Consider the following 13863-nt stretch of genomic DNA (forward strand, 5'->3'; position numbering starts at 1 on the left):
GGAAAATGGACTGGATTCTGCGCAAATTTTCGACATCCCCAATAAAACCAGCTCAACTGGAGTGCAACGGAATGGAGAGATCTACCTAGATAGATTTCCCGATGAGGCTGCACTCCCCTCGAAATGACGATCAATCTTTTACCCAAACAACCCCGCAAAAATTTTATTCGAATGCAATTTTGCCTGATGATCGTAAATATGCGAAGTGCTCATGATCTCGTTTACACCATATTTGGTAACAAATGCTTCTAAATTTTCTTTAATGGTTTGGGCACTACCAATAAAAGAATAATACAACATCTGCTCTACTGCTTCTTTTTCCATACGATCCCAATACATATTAATATCGTCAACAGCTGGTTTGAGCAATTCTCGCTTACCTGTAATCACGCCAAGGAACATCCGTTTTACCGAACTTGATAACCGCTCTGCTTCTTCATCGGTATCCGCAGCAACTACATTTACACAGGCCATTACATAAGGTTCGTGCAAAAATTGCGATGGTTTAAAGTTATTTTTATAAATGGAAACTGCCTGTTCGAAATAGGTTGGCGCAAAATGACTGGCAAAAGCATAAGGAAGTCCTTTTTCTGCAGCTAAGCGTGCGCTATCCGTACTCGAACCTAAAATCCAGATTGGAATATCCAAACCCTCTCCTGGCATGGCCCTCACACTTGCCCGGTTATTACCGGCAGAGAAAAATTGTTGTAATTTCTCAATATCTCTCGGAAAACTATGAACAGCATTAAAGTTTTCGCCACGGATAGCCATTGCCGTAACCTGATCGGTTCCAGGTGCCCTGCCCAATCCCAGATCAATGCGATTAGGGTAAAGCGAAGCCAATGTTCCAAATTGCTCTGCCACAATTAAGGGCGCATGGTTGGGTAGCATAATACCACCAGAGCCTACGCGGATGCTAGTGGTATTACCAGCAATATAACCAATAAGTACTGCCGGTGCGGAACTGGCTACTCCCGCCATATTATGATGTTCTGCAAACCAGTAACGTGTATAGCCTAAAGTTTCAGATTGCTTAGCTACATCAAGACTTGTTTTAAAGGTATCTGCAGCAGTAAAACCATCTAAAACGGTTGCAAGATCGAGAACGGAATAAGGTATATTTTTCAATAAGTGATCAGCCATAAATTAAAAGGATAAATCTGTGTCTGCAAAAATATCGTTATTAAAACCAAGTTTGGCTTAAACGAATTACATATGACGTTTATCCAACATAACACTAATAAACATAACAAACGTCATTCAAAAACGAAATGGCTTAATCAGACAGCACCAATTACAGCGGTGTAGGACTTTGTATATTCTGGTAACAAACAGATGGGCATACGCTCTTAATTTAATTAAACTTGTTATATTGATTAGAAAATCAATTAAAGTCGTTATACCCTTATTCTAGAATATTTATGGATTGTAGCTATTGCAAGCATCAGGTAACTTAATTAACAGTATTCATGTTAAATTAACAAAAAGGGGTAAAATTTAAAATAATTGCGTACAGACAGTACCATTTTCGTTACAAAAAGGCGTAATTTCGTTATAAGAGAACCAGATATTTGAAGATGATTAAGTGCATAGCCATAGACGACCAGTATAGTTCCTTAGCCGGGCTACAAAAATATATAGAAGATACACCAAACATGCGGCTAGTACAGCAATTTACAGATCCAGTTACTGCTTTAAGGGAGCTGGCCAGCTCAGAAACGGTAGATGTGATTTTTATGGATGTAGAAATGCCCCAAATTTCTGGGCTCGAACTGGCCAAAGCCATCCGCTTTAGAACCAGGAAACTCATTTTCACCACCTCACACGAACAGTATGCTTTTGATGCTTTTGAAGCCGCAGGAGATGCATATTTGCTTAAACCATATAGCTATGCTAAATTTGCCACTACCATTACCCGGCTTTTTGGGCATGAAATGATGGGCGGTACCAATGAAGAATATTTTCTGGTTAAAAATAAGGAAGAAGAACACCGTGCAGTAATGGTTAAATATGAGGACATTATAGCCTTCGAAAGTTTTCATAATTACATTAAATTACACACGGTAACTAAAGTAATTATTGCTTATTTGAGTTTGAAAGACGTTCGGGAACAGCTTAGTATAAAAAAAGGTTTTATACAGCTACACCGTGGTTATATTGTGGCCATTGATAAAATTTTGTACATAGATGGTACTAGGATAACCATGAATAACCACATTAGCTTTACTGTAGGGGATATTTATCATCATGAATTTAAAAGTTTTATTTCCGAAAAGTTAATCATCAGTAGCCGTAAAAAATAACGGCTACCGATAAAACATTCCATCATAAATGGAGACCCGTACTTGTAGTAAGCGATACAGTAGTTGGATCAGATATCGTTGTTGGAAGATTAATCTTTCTACTTGGTTTTTTTTTAAATACAAAAAGTGTTTTTTTAGCTAGTTTTTGAGTTTTCATAATTATTTTTTTTTCGAAAACTAGCAGCGATAGCGCCCTATAACTTTAGTTGTTACACAGATAGTAAATAAGTCTTTATGAATAGATTAAAAAGGACCATGAAAATGTTACAAAGCTGGCTAGGTACCCACCGGATACATTTAATTGCATGGTCTGTATTTATAATCTGGGAAACCGTGGTGGTTATTTACTGGGCAGGTATGGCCGGTACCTTTGGTAACTATGCTATTCATTACACAATTAATATCACCTTGTTTTACACCTATGCTCTACTGCTGGAAAAAGCAACAGCATTTCATAACGGAGCAATTTGGAAAGTTCCTCTGGTTGTGATATCTACTATCTTGATTTATTTAGGTATAGTTACAGGTGTCGATATTCTGCTAAATACCTATACCAATATTTTACCTGGAGAACTACCAAGTCTTAGAATCAGAATAGCGAAGGTGCTTTACAGAGGCTCATTTTTCCTTCTTTTTTCTACAGGTTATTATTTCTTAAAGCGGTTCATTAAAGAAAAAACCGAAAAATCACGCATCGAGAAACAACGTTTTCAAATGCTTATCGAGAAAGAGAAAATGGAGAAAGAACTTGCCATGTCTAAAAATGCTTTTATGAAAGCACAGATTAATCCACATCTGCTTTTTAACACATTTGAGTTCGTACATCAAAAACTAAGTGCTCACTCTCCTGAAGATGCCAAAGTGATGCTCTACCTTTCTGATATGATGCGTTTTGCCGCCAACACACAACATAATGAGGGTTTTGTATATCTAAGTGATGAAATTTCGCAATGCGAAAACCTAATCGCTTTGCACCACATTACACAAGGTGCAGTTTATGTTGAACTAGCCAGCGGACCTGATCTGGATGAAATCAAACTCATTCCACTGGTTTTGCTTACCATTTTAGAAAATATGTTTAAGCACGGAAACCTTAATGATGTAGAAAATAAGGCTACCATAGCTGTTTACACTTATGATGGCAAGCTGCATATCGAAAGCCGTAATTTACCGAGATTGATAAAAAGCAAAGTAGGATTTGGCTCAGGAATGGACAATATCAGCAACCGGTTAAAATATGCCTATCATCAAAATGCCGAAATGATTGCGGGAATTGACGAAGAAGGTTTTTATACACTAAGCATCAGTATTTCTTTAAATGTACTAAACATAGTGCCTAAAACTACAAAAGCTGAGCAAATCCATGCTTAACAATTTAATGATTAGAAATTAAAATTACTTTTAAACTTACATAGATACCAACCTAATTCATAATTACCATTTTTGAATAGCATAATAACTGGGCTTTTCATTTCTAAGGTGGAGTTGCTTTACAAAATCCTCTTCAAAATTGTGACTATAAACTTTAAAATTGATTGCCCATTCTTCCTTTATCATACCTGGTACAAATTCTTCAAACATTTTTTCGAACGATCTGAATTTGCAAAAGGTTTGCAGATTACTATATATTCAACATCTGAGTTTACGATAACTTCTTCAATAAGCGCTGGCCACCTCCATTTGATTTGATCTGGTAAATACTGATGCTGCTGTTCATCAATAAACAATCCCATGCGATGCATCAGTTCTTCAGGTAATACATTGCCTGAAAGTTGTTTCCACCCCTCCCTTTCTTTTATTATCCTTCCCAGTTCCTGATCATGCACGAACACAGTCAGGGTTCAGTCTCCTTAAACTTTAAGCTGAAAATGTTTGATATCTCCACTAGGCAAATTGAAGAAAAAGTCGAGTTCGATCATCATTATGGTGTGATTACAAATATCACAAAAGCAAAATATCGAACGACTTCCAAAGCAAAAAATGTACGATTTGGTTCCAATCTACAAGAAATTTAGCTCACAAAATTTTAAACTGTTAAGCCATATACGATGCATATATTTTAAATGTTAAGCAATAATTAATAAAATTGATTTTTATCAACTAAAAAATGTTAAAAAGACATTAAAAACGTAATATTAAATATACACAAAAAATAATTTACGGAATAAGTTCGTACTTTTGCGCCATGAAAATTATGAAACCACTCTCTCTTGCATTTTTTCTAATCACCTCATTATCTGGCTCATCGATTGTTCTTGCTCAAAATAAGCAAACCACCATACAATCAAATATCAACGGGCAAATCGAAAAAGTAAACGGTAATGAGATACTGGAGCGACTAGCTGATCAGCGCATTGCATTTAATAAAAACCGTTCAAACAACAATTTTCCAAAGGCAGAATACATCATCAATAGAAGTAATCCAAGTATCATTAATTTTAATGGTTTAGATTATCATATAAAAAACAATAGGTTAACAGGTATCGAGGGCTTAAATCTTTCAGATTCAGTATTGAACCAAATCACAGCAAAACTGGTTCTTTTAGACAGCATCCAATTCGAACAAAGTGAGCGTTTAAATCACGAATACATTGATCCAAAAACTAATACTCAAAAGATCTGGTATATCGACCGTCAATTCATGTTAACACTTAAAATGTTCTCAAGCACGGTGAGGGACATAGCCGCACTTACCAAAAACGAAAACCCATCATTAGCCGTTGAAGCAAATGTGGCTAAAATGCGTTTACCAAACATTGATAAAGCTGCAAAAAATTTAAACATGCAATCGCTGCTATCATTAACGAAATAATGCCAGGGCTATATCTATAACAGACGGCGCATCATCAATTTGTTATCTTTCTGAATATACTGCTGCAATCTGAGCAGAAAGATATTCGAAAGCAAGCGGTATTTCATTATCCGCATTTTTGATGCTGCCTTCTATGAAAATAAATCCTTTATAATTTATTTTGTGCAACGCCCGTAAATAAGGTTTAAAATCATCGCCCATCACACCAGGTAATGATCTGTTTTGTTTTTCGGCAACTTCTGAAAATGCAATCCATTTACCGGCCTCAATAATTTCATTCGGAGACTCCCCTTCACGCATCATATGAAATATATCAGCGTTAAGTCTGAAATTGGGGTGATTAACCCGGGTTACCATCTCCGCTGCTGACTTTAACGAGGTGATGAAGTTCGTTTCAGTAGTTTCGAGGTTTTCCAGCAAAATGGTAACCTTATGTTTACCTGCAATTTGAGCCAGTTTTTTACATAGACCAACAAAATCAGATTTTGCCTTAACAACATCATAATCTACCGGAATACGCCTCGCGCCAGAACTGCCCAACACGATAAATTTAACACCTGCCCGTCCGGCTCTTGAAAGAACAGTTTCGGTATAAGCTAACACTTTCTCCTCATCTACATCGGGGCCAGCAATTTTCATACCCGACGGAAAGAAAAGATTACAGCTCAACACTTTACATTTGGCTGAGCTGATCTTTTTCAAATTAGCCTTAAACTGCTCATCTGTTAATGCAGGTGAAAGCAGCTTCGGAACCGATTCTCCAATCATTTTAAAACCTGAAGCATAAGCTAAACTATCATGCGCCAAACCAGACACAATGCCTAAACGCGGATAAACCTGTTTATCTGAAATATAGCCACAAAAAATGGCATAAATCAGGCAAATAAAAAGAACTGGAAAAGTATAATTTGCTATTCTCATATTATTCAATCATTTGGTCAAAAAAAGTAAATCTCAAGATTTCCCCTTGTCTGATTTATTAATAAATACACCAGCATTTTTAGAATTCCTGCTTAAAGATATCATTAGAAATTGTAATTACGAGCATAATTCATCCTATAAAACGTGGTAGGCTTTTAATTTCGACCACAGCATAGAACCTGAAGGCTCTGCGAAGCAAAATCTCTTAACATAGTTAACCAGTTCGAAGATTTCTCCATTTCGCTGCGCTTCAGTCGAAATGACGGAGATTTTTTAAATCTGTCAATGATAGCGTAAAAACCAATTCCTCCCCTATTTAAAATCCGGTACAGGTAATAAATATCCGCCAAATAAAATATACGACCATAAAAGGGTCCAAAATATATTGAATATTTGTGCTGTAACGAAAGTAAAGGCGGGTTTACCTCCCTGAAGTTTTACCAATGATGAAAATTTAGCTTCCATCCCAATGGAAATAAACGCGATGGCGAACCAAACAGTACGCAGACCATTTAAAGTTGGCCCCACACTTTTTGCAGTTGCAGGAGATAATAGAAAAGAAAATACTAAAGATGCTGCAACAAAGCCCAATACAAATTTCGGAAATCGCTCCCACACAATTTTCAATCCCGGCCGTTCTGCTTTAAGCGCTACTCCATCCTCACTTTTAGGATTTTTATAAGCCCACCATATTGCAATAAAAAAAGCAGCAACACCAATAAAAACATTTTGCGAAAACTTAGCAATAACACCTGCTTTAACCGCTATGGGCCCAACCAAATCTCCTGCTGCAGTTACGGTTGCTGTCGTATCTAAAGTTCCACCCAGCCATGCGCCTCCAATTACTTCAGGTATATGAAAATACTTTACCGCCCAAGGCAAAATGATCATCATCGGGATAGCCATAATCAATACCAAAGTAGTTACGTAAGATAATTTACGTTTATCGCCATTAATGGCTCCTGCAGCAACAATTGCTGCAGATACCCCGCAGATGGATACCGCTGAGGCTAATATCACACCAAATTCATCATCAACTTTTAACTTTCGGCTTAACCACATCGAAAAAAACCAAACTACTGTAACCACAATAACCGCTTGTATGATACCAGGTAAACCAGCCTTGATGAGATCAGCCGATAAAATAGTTGTTCCCAATATTACCAAACCTGTTTTAATATAAAACTCAGATCGTACCGCTTCTTTTAGCCAGGAAGGCAATTTGATTAGATTACCTAATGCGATACCAATAAGCAATGCAAATACCACATACTCCAGCCCAAAATAGGACACACTTTTATTACCTCCGATAATAAAGGATACGATGGCTAACAGATAAATAAGTGCAAAGCCACCAGCAAACCGACCGACATTCCCTCCTGATAAACCTATAGCTACTGAAGCTAAGGCCAGAAAAATCAAGCCCATTTCAGCAATCAACAATAAATTAGCTGCCGATAATATCTTCGCTAAAAGGTCTTCACTGTTTGCCCATTTAAATGTAGGTAAACTGATTACGATTCCATTGCTGGTTAAATAAAGTACGGTAGCGATAATAATTGATCCCAATATAACTGCCCACCAATCTTCGGTAAGTAATTGTAAAAACGTCTTCTTATCAACGCTTATTCCGGCATCTGTTAAGGCTCCACTGCTATCGGCTGCATGGTTTCTGCTCGACATAATATGATGTTAATTTGATTTCAGTTATAAAAATACTTATTGCATTCGGCAGCCTGTACCAAGCTATATGATTTTATTGCGATAAACCGTTACCCAATATCCAACTAAAATACTTATTCAACAGGATTTTATCCGTAACAAATCTGTTTATAAAGCTGCATCGCCATTTTTGCCCGATAATAACCAACATGTTCGATATCGGGCAATATTAAACCTAAAACAAAACATAAGTTACTAATAAACAATTATTTAACACTGGCACCCCTATTGTAAAGCCTGATGTAAATTATTTAAATGGACAAAGTCATTGAAGGCGAAGTTTCTTTGAAAAGGAAAAAGAAAACTTACCTCATCGTTTTTATCATCCTCGTTACACTGGCAATTATTACCTGGTTCCTACGGTTTTACTTTAAGCCATCGCTAACCATTGCTGATATTACCATAGCCAGAGTAGAGACCGGAATAATTGAAAACACCATTAATGCTACCGGAGAGGTACTACCCGAATTCGAAGAGGTTTTAACAAGTCCCATAAACGCATCAATTAAAAATGTATTAATGGATGCCGGTAAAAAAGTAAATAAAGGTCAATCGATTTTATTGCTTGATAAGTCGGTTAGCCAAACGGATTATGGAAAACTTCAGTTTCAAATGGAATCAAAAGAAAATGAGATCCGTAAGCTGAGATTGGATCTGGAGAAAAGTTTTTTCGATATCAAATCCAATAACAGCATTAAGCAATTACGGATCAGTAATCTTAAAGATGCAGTTTCTTCAGCTAAAAGATTATTAAAAGCCGGTGGAGGTACAAAGGAAGATGTAGAACACGCAGAACTTGATCTGAAAGTTGCTGAACTTGAAAAACTTCAACTGGAAAATGAGATCAAGAGCAAACAGCAGACCATGAAAATCGAAATCAGGGAAGCTGAAATTGCTTTAGCTATCCAGAGGAATGATCTTGATGCGCTAAAAAGGAAACTCGATTTGGCTGATGTAACTGCAACCAGGCCAGGAGTAATTACCTGGGTAAATAAAAATATAGGCTCAAGCGTACATGAGGGTGATGCTTTGGTCAAAATTGCCGATTTAAGTGGTTTTAAAGTTGCCGGAAGCATGTCTGATAACCTGCTGGATAAAATCCACAACAATATGGCCGCTATTATCCGCATTGGCAGTACACAGTTACGCGGTTCCATTGTAAACATCTCTCCTTCAGTAAGCAATGCCATCGTTTCATTCGATATTCAATTAAACCAAAAAGACAGTAAAGAACTTCGTCCAAACCAAAAAGTTGATGTTTTTTTGGTTACGGCTACCAGAAACGGTGTATTAAGAATTGCCAATGGCCCGGCATTTAATGGTTCCAACGTACAGGAAGTTTTTGTACTTAAAAACGGGATTGCCGAACGCAGAACCGTTAAAACCGGGTTGAGCAATTTCGATTATGTAGAAATTTTAAGCGGATTAAAAGCTGGAGACGAGGTGATTACCTCTGATATGGGTGATTATAAAAATGCAAAAACCATAACCATCAGTAATTAAGATTATGCGAAGAAAATTTTTATTTATGGTTTTATTGATCCTGCTTACTTTGAAAGGCTTCGCATTTCCAAAAACCGACACCTTAAATTTAACCTTACAACAGGTTGTGGAAATGGCGAAGGCCAATTCTATAGCTGCCAAACAGGCTATTACGGTAAAGGAAACCAAATATTGGGAATGGCGCACATTTAAATCCAATTACCAACCTCAACTCGCATTAGAAGGAATTTTGCCGGGATATACCAAAACCTACACACAGGTTCAACAGCCCAACGGAAGTATCCTCTTTCAACCTGTACATTACGATAACTCCTCATTAACATTAAATTTTAGTCAGCGCATAGCCGCCACCGGAGGAACCATTTACGGAACCACACAGCTACAACGTTTTGATGATTTCGACAGGAAAAGTGTGCTCTATAACGGAATTCCGTACGGCATTGGTTATACACAACCTTTATTACAGTTTAACAGTTTAAAATGGGACAGGAAAATAGCACCATTAAAATTCAATGAAAGCAAACAGGTCTTTATAGAAACACAGGAAAAAATTGCCATTACGGTTACCGAGTATTTTTTCGATCTGTTACTGGCGCAGGTTAACCTGAACATTGCCGATTTAAACTATGGAAACACCAAACGTATTCTAACCATTGCCGGTACAAAATTCGAATTGGGCAAAATCTCCAAAAATGAAATATTGCAGCTTCAGTTAGAGGTTTTAAACGCACAGAAAGCAGTAGGAACTGCAAAGCGAGACGTAGAAATTGCTACTTTAAATTTGAGGAGTTACATTGGCATGGAGGGTGATGACAGGGTTAAACTGCATATGCCTAAAGTAGTGGCCCAAATGACCGTAATCACAGAGAAAGTTCTGGCCGAAGCTTTTGAAAACCGTTCGGATGCCATTGGCTTTATCCGCCGTTTAGCTGAAGCAAAAAGAGATGTAGCAAAAGCAAAGGGCGAAAATGGCTTAACCGCAACATTGAGAGCTAATCTGGGATTCTCTAATGCAGCAAACAGCGCTTTCGACATTTACCGTTCGCCAAAAAATCAGCAATCGGTAGAACTACAGCTCTCTATCCCAGTATTGGATTGGGGAAGATCTAAATCTCGTACCAAAACTGCTCAGGCCAACGAACAATTTACCACCTATGCGGTAGAACAGGATAAACAAACGTTTAAACAACAGATTGTAACGCAGGTAACACTGTTTAACATGATGAAAGAGCAGATACTGCTTACTGATGAAGCCGAAAAAATTGCTGCTGAGAAATACAAAATTGCGAGCGAACGCTATGTTTTGGGCAACCTAAGCATAACGGATCTCAGTATTGCCTTTCAGGAAAACGACAGGGCCAGGCGCGATTATGTTTCATCGCTACGTGATTTCTGGGGGGCTTATTACCAACTCCGTTACCTATCGCTCTACGATTTTGAAAAAAACAGAAAAATAACCTATTAATAAATCTTAATTACTAATTATACATTATGATTCGCTTACAAAACATTGAAAAAGTTTACCGGACAGATACGGTAGAAACACTTGCCATCAACGGAATTAGCCTTGATGTTGCCAAAGGTGAGTTTCTTTCAATCATGGGACCATCAGGCTGTGGAAAAAGTACACTACTAAATATTATGGGTTTGTTAGATGAGCCATCAAAAGGGAATATTAAAATCGATGAACAGGACATCAGCAGGTTTTCCGATCAAAAACTGGCAAAATTCAGAAACCAAAAACTGGGTTTTATCTTTCAAAGTTACCACCTTATCAACGACCTGAGGGTACTAGATAATGTAGAATTACCGCTATTATACCGTAATTCATCAGCCAAAGAAAGAAAAATACTGGCTACTGCAGCTTTAGAAAAAGTTGGATTGAGCAATCGGTTAAAACATTTCCCCACACAACTATCAGGAGGTCAGCGGCAGCGTGTGGCCATTGCAAGGGCCATTGTTGGCAATCCGCAGATTATTTTAGCCGATGAACCAACAGGAAATCTTGATAGTGCGATGGGAAATGAGATTATGGATATCCTGATCAACCTGAATAAAAATGAAGGCACCACCATTGTGATGGTAACACATGATGAAAGCATGGCACATAAAACACACCGGCTGGTGCGTCTATTCGATGGATCACAGTTCAATAATCAGAAATTATGCTAAAAAACTACTTTAAAATAGCCCTGGCTGTATTAAAAAGAAGAAAATTCTTCACCTTCATCAGCCTGTTCGGGATCAGCTTTACACTTACCATTTTAATGGTAGCCACCGCTTTTATGGATAAAATTTTAAGTCCTGATTACCCGGACTATAAAAGAGCCCGCTCACTTTACGTTTCCACAATGGAATATAAAAACACCAAAGAAGGTTGGATGAACAGAAGCGATGTTTCTTTTTATTTTTTCGAACATTATGTTTCTACCCTTAAAACGGTGCAAAAGATGGCCATTTCCTCCAATGCAAAAGCATCAAACGCTTATGTAAACAATAAAAAACTGGTAATCGAATATAAATATACCAATGCCGATTACTGGAATGTACTGGAATACCGGTTTTTAGAGGGCAAAGCTTTTCAACAGAGAGAAATAGACAATGCAGAATTGGTTGCGGTAATTTCTGAAGAAACAAAAAAAGCTTATTTCGGTGATGCTAAAACCGTAATTGGCAAATATATTTCAGCCGATAACATTAACTACAGGGTAATTGGAGTGGTAGAAAATGTGTCGAAAACGCTTTATAATTTTAGTGGTGATATGTACCTGCCCTACACGATTTCAAAAGATTATAAAGACATTGATTTAATGGGGGGATACAATGCCATATTGCTGGCCAAAAGTGAGGCTGATGTACCTAAAATAAAAAAGGAATTTGATCAGATGGTCAAAAAATTACCATTACCAAAAGATTTCGACAAAATATATTGTAACGCCGATCCGTTTTTTGCCAATATCACCAGAAGAATTGCAGGTGGTGGAACGTCGAACGGCTTAACAAAAGTGGTTTCGATCATCAGTATTTTTACACTACTGTTTTTATTGCTGCCTACCATAAACTTAGTCAATATCAACATTACAAGAATTATGGAGCGTTCTTCTGAAATTGGCGTACGCAAAGCATTCGGAGCATCTTCTAAAACCTTAGTATACCAGTTTATTGTCGAAAATCTGGTTCTTACTTTTTTAGGCGGCATGATCGGGATTATTTTATCACTTATCGCTATTCATTTGATCAATGGTGCCAATCTTATCTCTAACATGCACCTCAGCATAAATTTTACCGTATTGTTTTACAGCTTAATTGCCTGCATATTTTTTGGTTTATTTTCGGGTGTTTACCCCGCATGGAGAATGTCTAAATTAAATGTTGTAAAAGCCCTTAAAGCACAATAAACCATTAAAATATACGATTATGTTTAAACATTTATTTAAATTGATATGGAATAAACGGAGACAGAATTTCCTGTTTCTTTCCGAAATACTAGTTTCTTTTCTGGTTATATTTGCGGTGTTTTCATTTCTCACTTACTATTACCAGAACTACAGCAAACCACTGGGGTTTGATTATAAAAGAGTTTGGTGTATTAATTACGACAATGGAGAGCTGACTAAAAATAATGATTCGTTGAAAATTTTCTACGATAACCTTCAAAAAGCTTTAAAATCAATGCCTCAGATAGAAGAAGTTGCATATTCTGGCGCTAACTACCCCTACTCAGATTCTTTTTCGAGCACAGGTTTAACTCAAAATGGGAAAAAATTCGATTATATTGCCAATTATACAGTTGGTACCGATTACAAAAAAGTATGGAATGTGCCATTATTGGAAGGCAGATGGTTTTTACCAGAAGATGCAGTTAGCAACAATAAAAATATTGTTATCAATGAAACACTTAAGAAACAGCTTTTTGGCCATGCACAAGCAACCGGGAAATTGATTGGCAATTACGATGAAAAAGAGAAGTTAAAGGTAATTGGAGTGGTGCAGGACATTAAAGCAAGTGGTGATTTTTTGCCTGCTGGCAGCGCTATTTTTAATCCCATTGATACCGCTTTTCATAAATACACACATAATATTTTAATAAAAGTGCGCGAGGGTGCAGATGCTACTTTTGAAAGCCAGTTGTATAAGTTTATGGCCAATACAGTAAAAAATGCAGTGGAAATACAGCACCTGAATGAAATGCGCGATTCGAAAAATAAGCAAACCATTATTCCAATGGTTATTTTTATCATTATTGCCAGTTTTTTGGTTATCAATGTAGCCTTGGGTTTATTCGGCGTTTTGTGGTATAATATTAATAAAAGAAAGGGAGAAATAGGCTTGCGCAGGGCTATTGGTGCAAGCGGCCGGTCGGTTTCTTATCAGCTGGTAATGGAAGCAGTAATATTAGCCACTATTTCATTAATGGTTGGTTGTTTTTTTGCTATTCAATTTCCATTACTGGGTGTATTTAACATCCCAACAAGCGCTTATATCATTGCGATGCTATTATCGGTGGCATTTATTTATGTACTGGTGCTATTATGTTCATTTTACCCTGGTAAACAAGCGGCTGGCATCCATCCTGCTGTTGCATTGCACGAAGAATAATAC

General features: G+C 37.2%; 11 protein-coding genes. 8 read left to right on the forward strand and 3 right to left on the reverse strand.

Going from position 1 to position 13863, the window contains the following annotated elements; genetic code table 11:
• Positions 1-138: 138 nt before the first annotated feature.
• Positions 139-1143, reverse strand: coding sequence for an LLM class flavin-dependent oxidoreductase (locus BLR60_RS13935; protein ID WP_090500855.1), 1005 nt, complete (start codon positions 1141-1143; stop codon positions 139-141).
• A 434-nt stretch (positions 1144-1577) separates the two neighbouring features.
• Here BLR60_RS13935 and BLR60_RS13940 point away from each other — a divergent pair, with 434 nt between their 5' ends.
• The 3 genes from BLR60_RS13940 to BLR60_RS13960 all read left to right on the forward strand — a co-directional run bounded on the left by BLR60_RS13940 (position 1578) and on the right by BLR60_RS13960 (position 5115).
• Complete coding sequence (locus tag BLR60_RS13940; RefSeq protein ID WP_090500857.1) at positions 1578-2303, forward strand: LytR/AlgR family response regulator transcription factor; 726 nt, start codon at positions 1578-1580, stop codon at positions 2301-2303.
• 234 nt (positions 2304-2537) lie between these two features.
• On the forward strand, positions 2538-3674 hold the full coding sequence (locus BLR60_RS13945; RefSeq protein WP_090500860.1) for a sensor histidine kinase: 1137 nt from the start codon (positions 2538-2540) through the stop codon (positions 3672-3674).
• Positions 3675-4497: 823 nt separating this feature from the next.
• Complete coding sequence (locus BLR60_RS13960; protein WP_143009087.1) at positions 4498-5115, forward strand: hypothetical protein; 618 nt, start codon at positions 4498-4500, stop codon at positions 5113-5115.
• 42 nt (positions 5116-5157) lie between these two features.
• Here BLR60_RS13960 and BLR60_RS13965 read toward each other — a convergent pair whose 3' ends face one another.
• Positions 5158-6036, reverse strand: coding sequence for a sugar phosphate isomerase/epimerase family protein (locus BLR60_RS13965; protein ID WP_090500868.1), 879 nt, complete (start codon positions 6034-6036; stop codon positions 5158-5160).
• Between the two features lie 312 nt (positions 6037-6348).
• Positions 6349-7719 (reverse strand): YeiH family protein, encoded by a 1371-nt coding sequence (locus BLR60_RS13970; RefSeq protein ID WP_090500870.1) that lies wholly within the window; start codon positions 7717-7719, stop codon positions 6349-6351.
• Between the two features lie 294 nt (positions 7720-8013).
• Here BLR60_RS13970 and BLR60_RS13975 point away from each other — a divergent pair, with 294 nt between their 5' ends.
• The 5 genes from BLR60_RS13975 to BLR60_RS13995 are packed head-to-tail and all read left to right on the forward strand — an operon-like array spanning position 8014 to position 13860.
• Entirely contained in the window at positions 8014-9261 is a 1248-nt protein-coding gene (locus tag BLR60_RS13975; protein WP_090500873.1) for an efflux RND transporter periplasmic adaptor subunit, read from the forward strand.
• 4 nt (positions 9262-9265) lie between these two features.
• The gene (locus BLR60_RS13980) at positions 9266-10726 is read left to right on the forward strand and encodes a TolC family protein (protein ID WP_090500876.1); all 1461 of its coding nucleotides are present in this window, start codon (positions 9266-9268) and stop codon (positions 10724-10726) included.
• A gap of 26 nt (positions 10727-10752) precedes the next feature.
• Complete coding sequence (locus tag BLR60_RS13985) at positions 10753-11433, forward strand: ABC transporter ATP-binding protein (RefSeq protein ID WP_090500878.1); 681 nt, start codon at positions 10753-10755, stop codon at positions 11431-11433.
• Positions 11427-12659, forward strand: a complete 1233-nt coding sequence (locus BLR60_RS13990) for an ABC transporter permease (RefSeq protein WP_090500880.1) — start codon at positions 11427-11429, stop codon at positions 12657-12659. The genes BLR60_RS13985 and BLR60_RS13990 overlap by 7 nt, the downstream gene beginning before the upstream one ends.
• Before the next feature lie 19 nt (positions 12660-12678).
• The gene (locus tag BLR60_RS13995; protein WP_090500882.1) at positions 12679-13860 is read left to right on the forward strand and encodes an ABC transporter permease; all 1182 of its coding nucleotides are present in this window, start codon (positions 12679-12681) and stop codon (positions 13858-13860) included.
• Positions 13861-13863: the final 3 nt, after the last annotated feature.

This window comes from Pedobacter terrae (genome assembly GCF_900100705.1).
GTDB classification, from domain to species: Bacteria; Bacteroidota; Bacteroidia; order Sphingobacteriales; family Sphingobacteriaceae; genus Pedobacter; species Pedobacter terrae.

Bases quoted from the DNA above. Each gene is read 5' to 3' on its own strand.
- BLR60_RS13945 (WP_090500860.1), top strand. From the start codon at position 2,538: ATGAATAGATTAAAAAGGACCATGAAAATGTTACAAAGCTGGCTAGGT.
- BLR60_RS13975 (WP_090500873.1), top strand. From the start codon at position 8,014: ATGGACAAAGTCATTGAAGGCGAAGTTTCTTTGAAAAGGAAAAAGAAA.
- BLR60_RS13985 (WP_090500878.1), top strand. From the start codon at position 10,753: ATGATTCGCTTACAAAACATTGAAAAAGTTTACCGGACAGATACGGTA.
- BLR60_RS13960 (WP_143009087.1), top strand. From the start codon at position 4,498: ATGAAACCACTCTCTCTTGCATTTTTTCTAATCACCTCATTATCTGGC.
- BLR60_RS13970 (WP_090500870.1), bottom strand. From the start codon at position 7,719: ATGTCGAGCAGAAACCATGCAGCCGATAGCAGTGGAGCCTTAACAGAT.
- BLR60_RS13980 (WP_090500876.1), top strand. From the start codon at position 9,266: ATGCGAAGAAAATTTTTATTTATGGTTTTATTGATCCTGCTTACTTTG.
- BLR60_RS13990 (WP_090500880.1), top strand. From the start codon at position 11,427: ATGCTAAAAAACTACTTTAAAATAGCCCTGGCTGTATTAAAAAGAAGA.
- BLR60_RS13995 (WP_090500882.1), top strand. From the start codon at position 12,679: ATGTTTAAACATTTATTTAAATTGATATGGAATAAACGGAGACAGAAT.
- BLR60_RS13935 (WP_090500855.1), bottom strand. From the start codon at position 1,143: ATGGCTGATCACTTATTGAAAAATATACCTTATTCCGTTCTCGATCTT.
- BLR60_RS13965 (WP_090500868.1), bottom strand. From the start codon at position 6,036: ATGAGAATAGCAAATTATACTTTTCCAGTTCTTTTTATTTGCCTGATT.
- BLR60_RS13940 (WP_090500857.1), top strand. From the start codon at position 1,578: ATGATTAAGTGCATAGCCATAGACGACCAGTATAGTTCCTTAGCCGGG.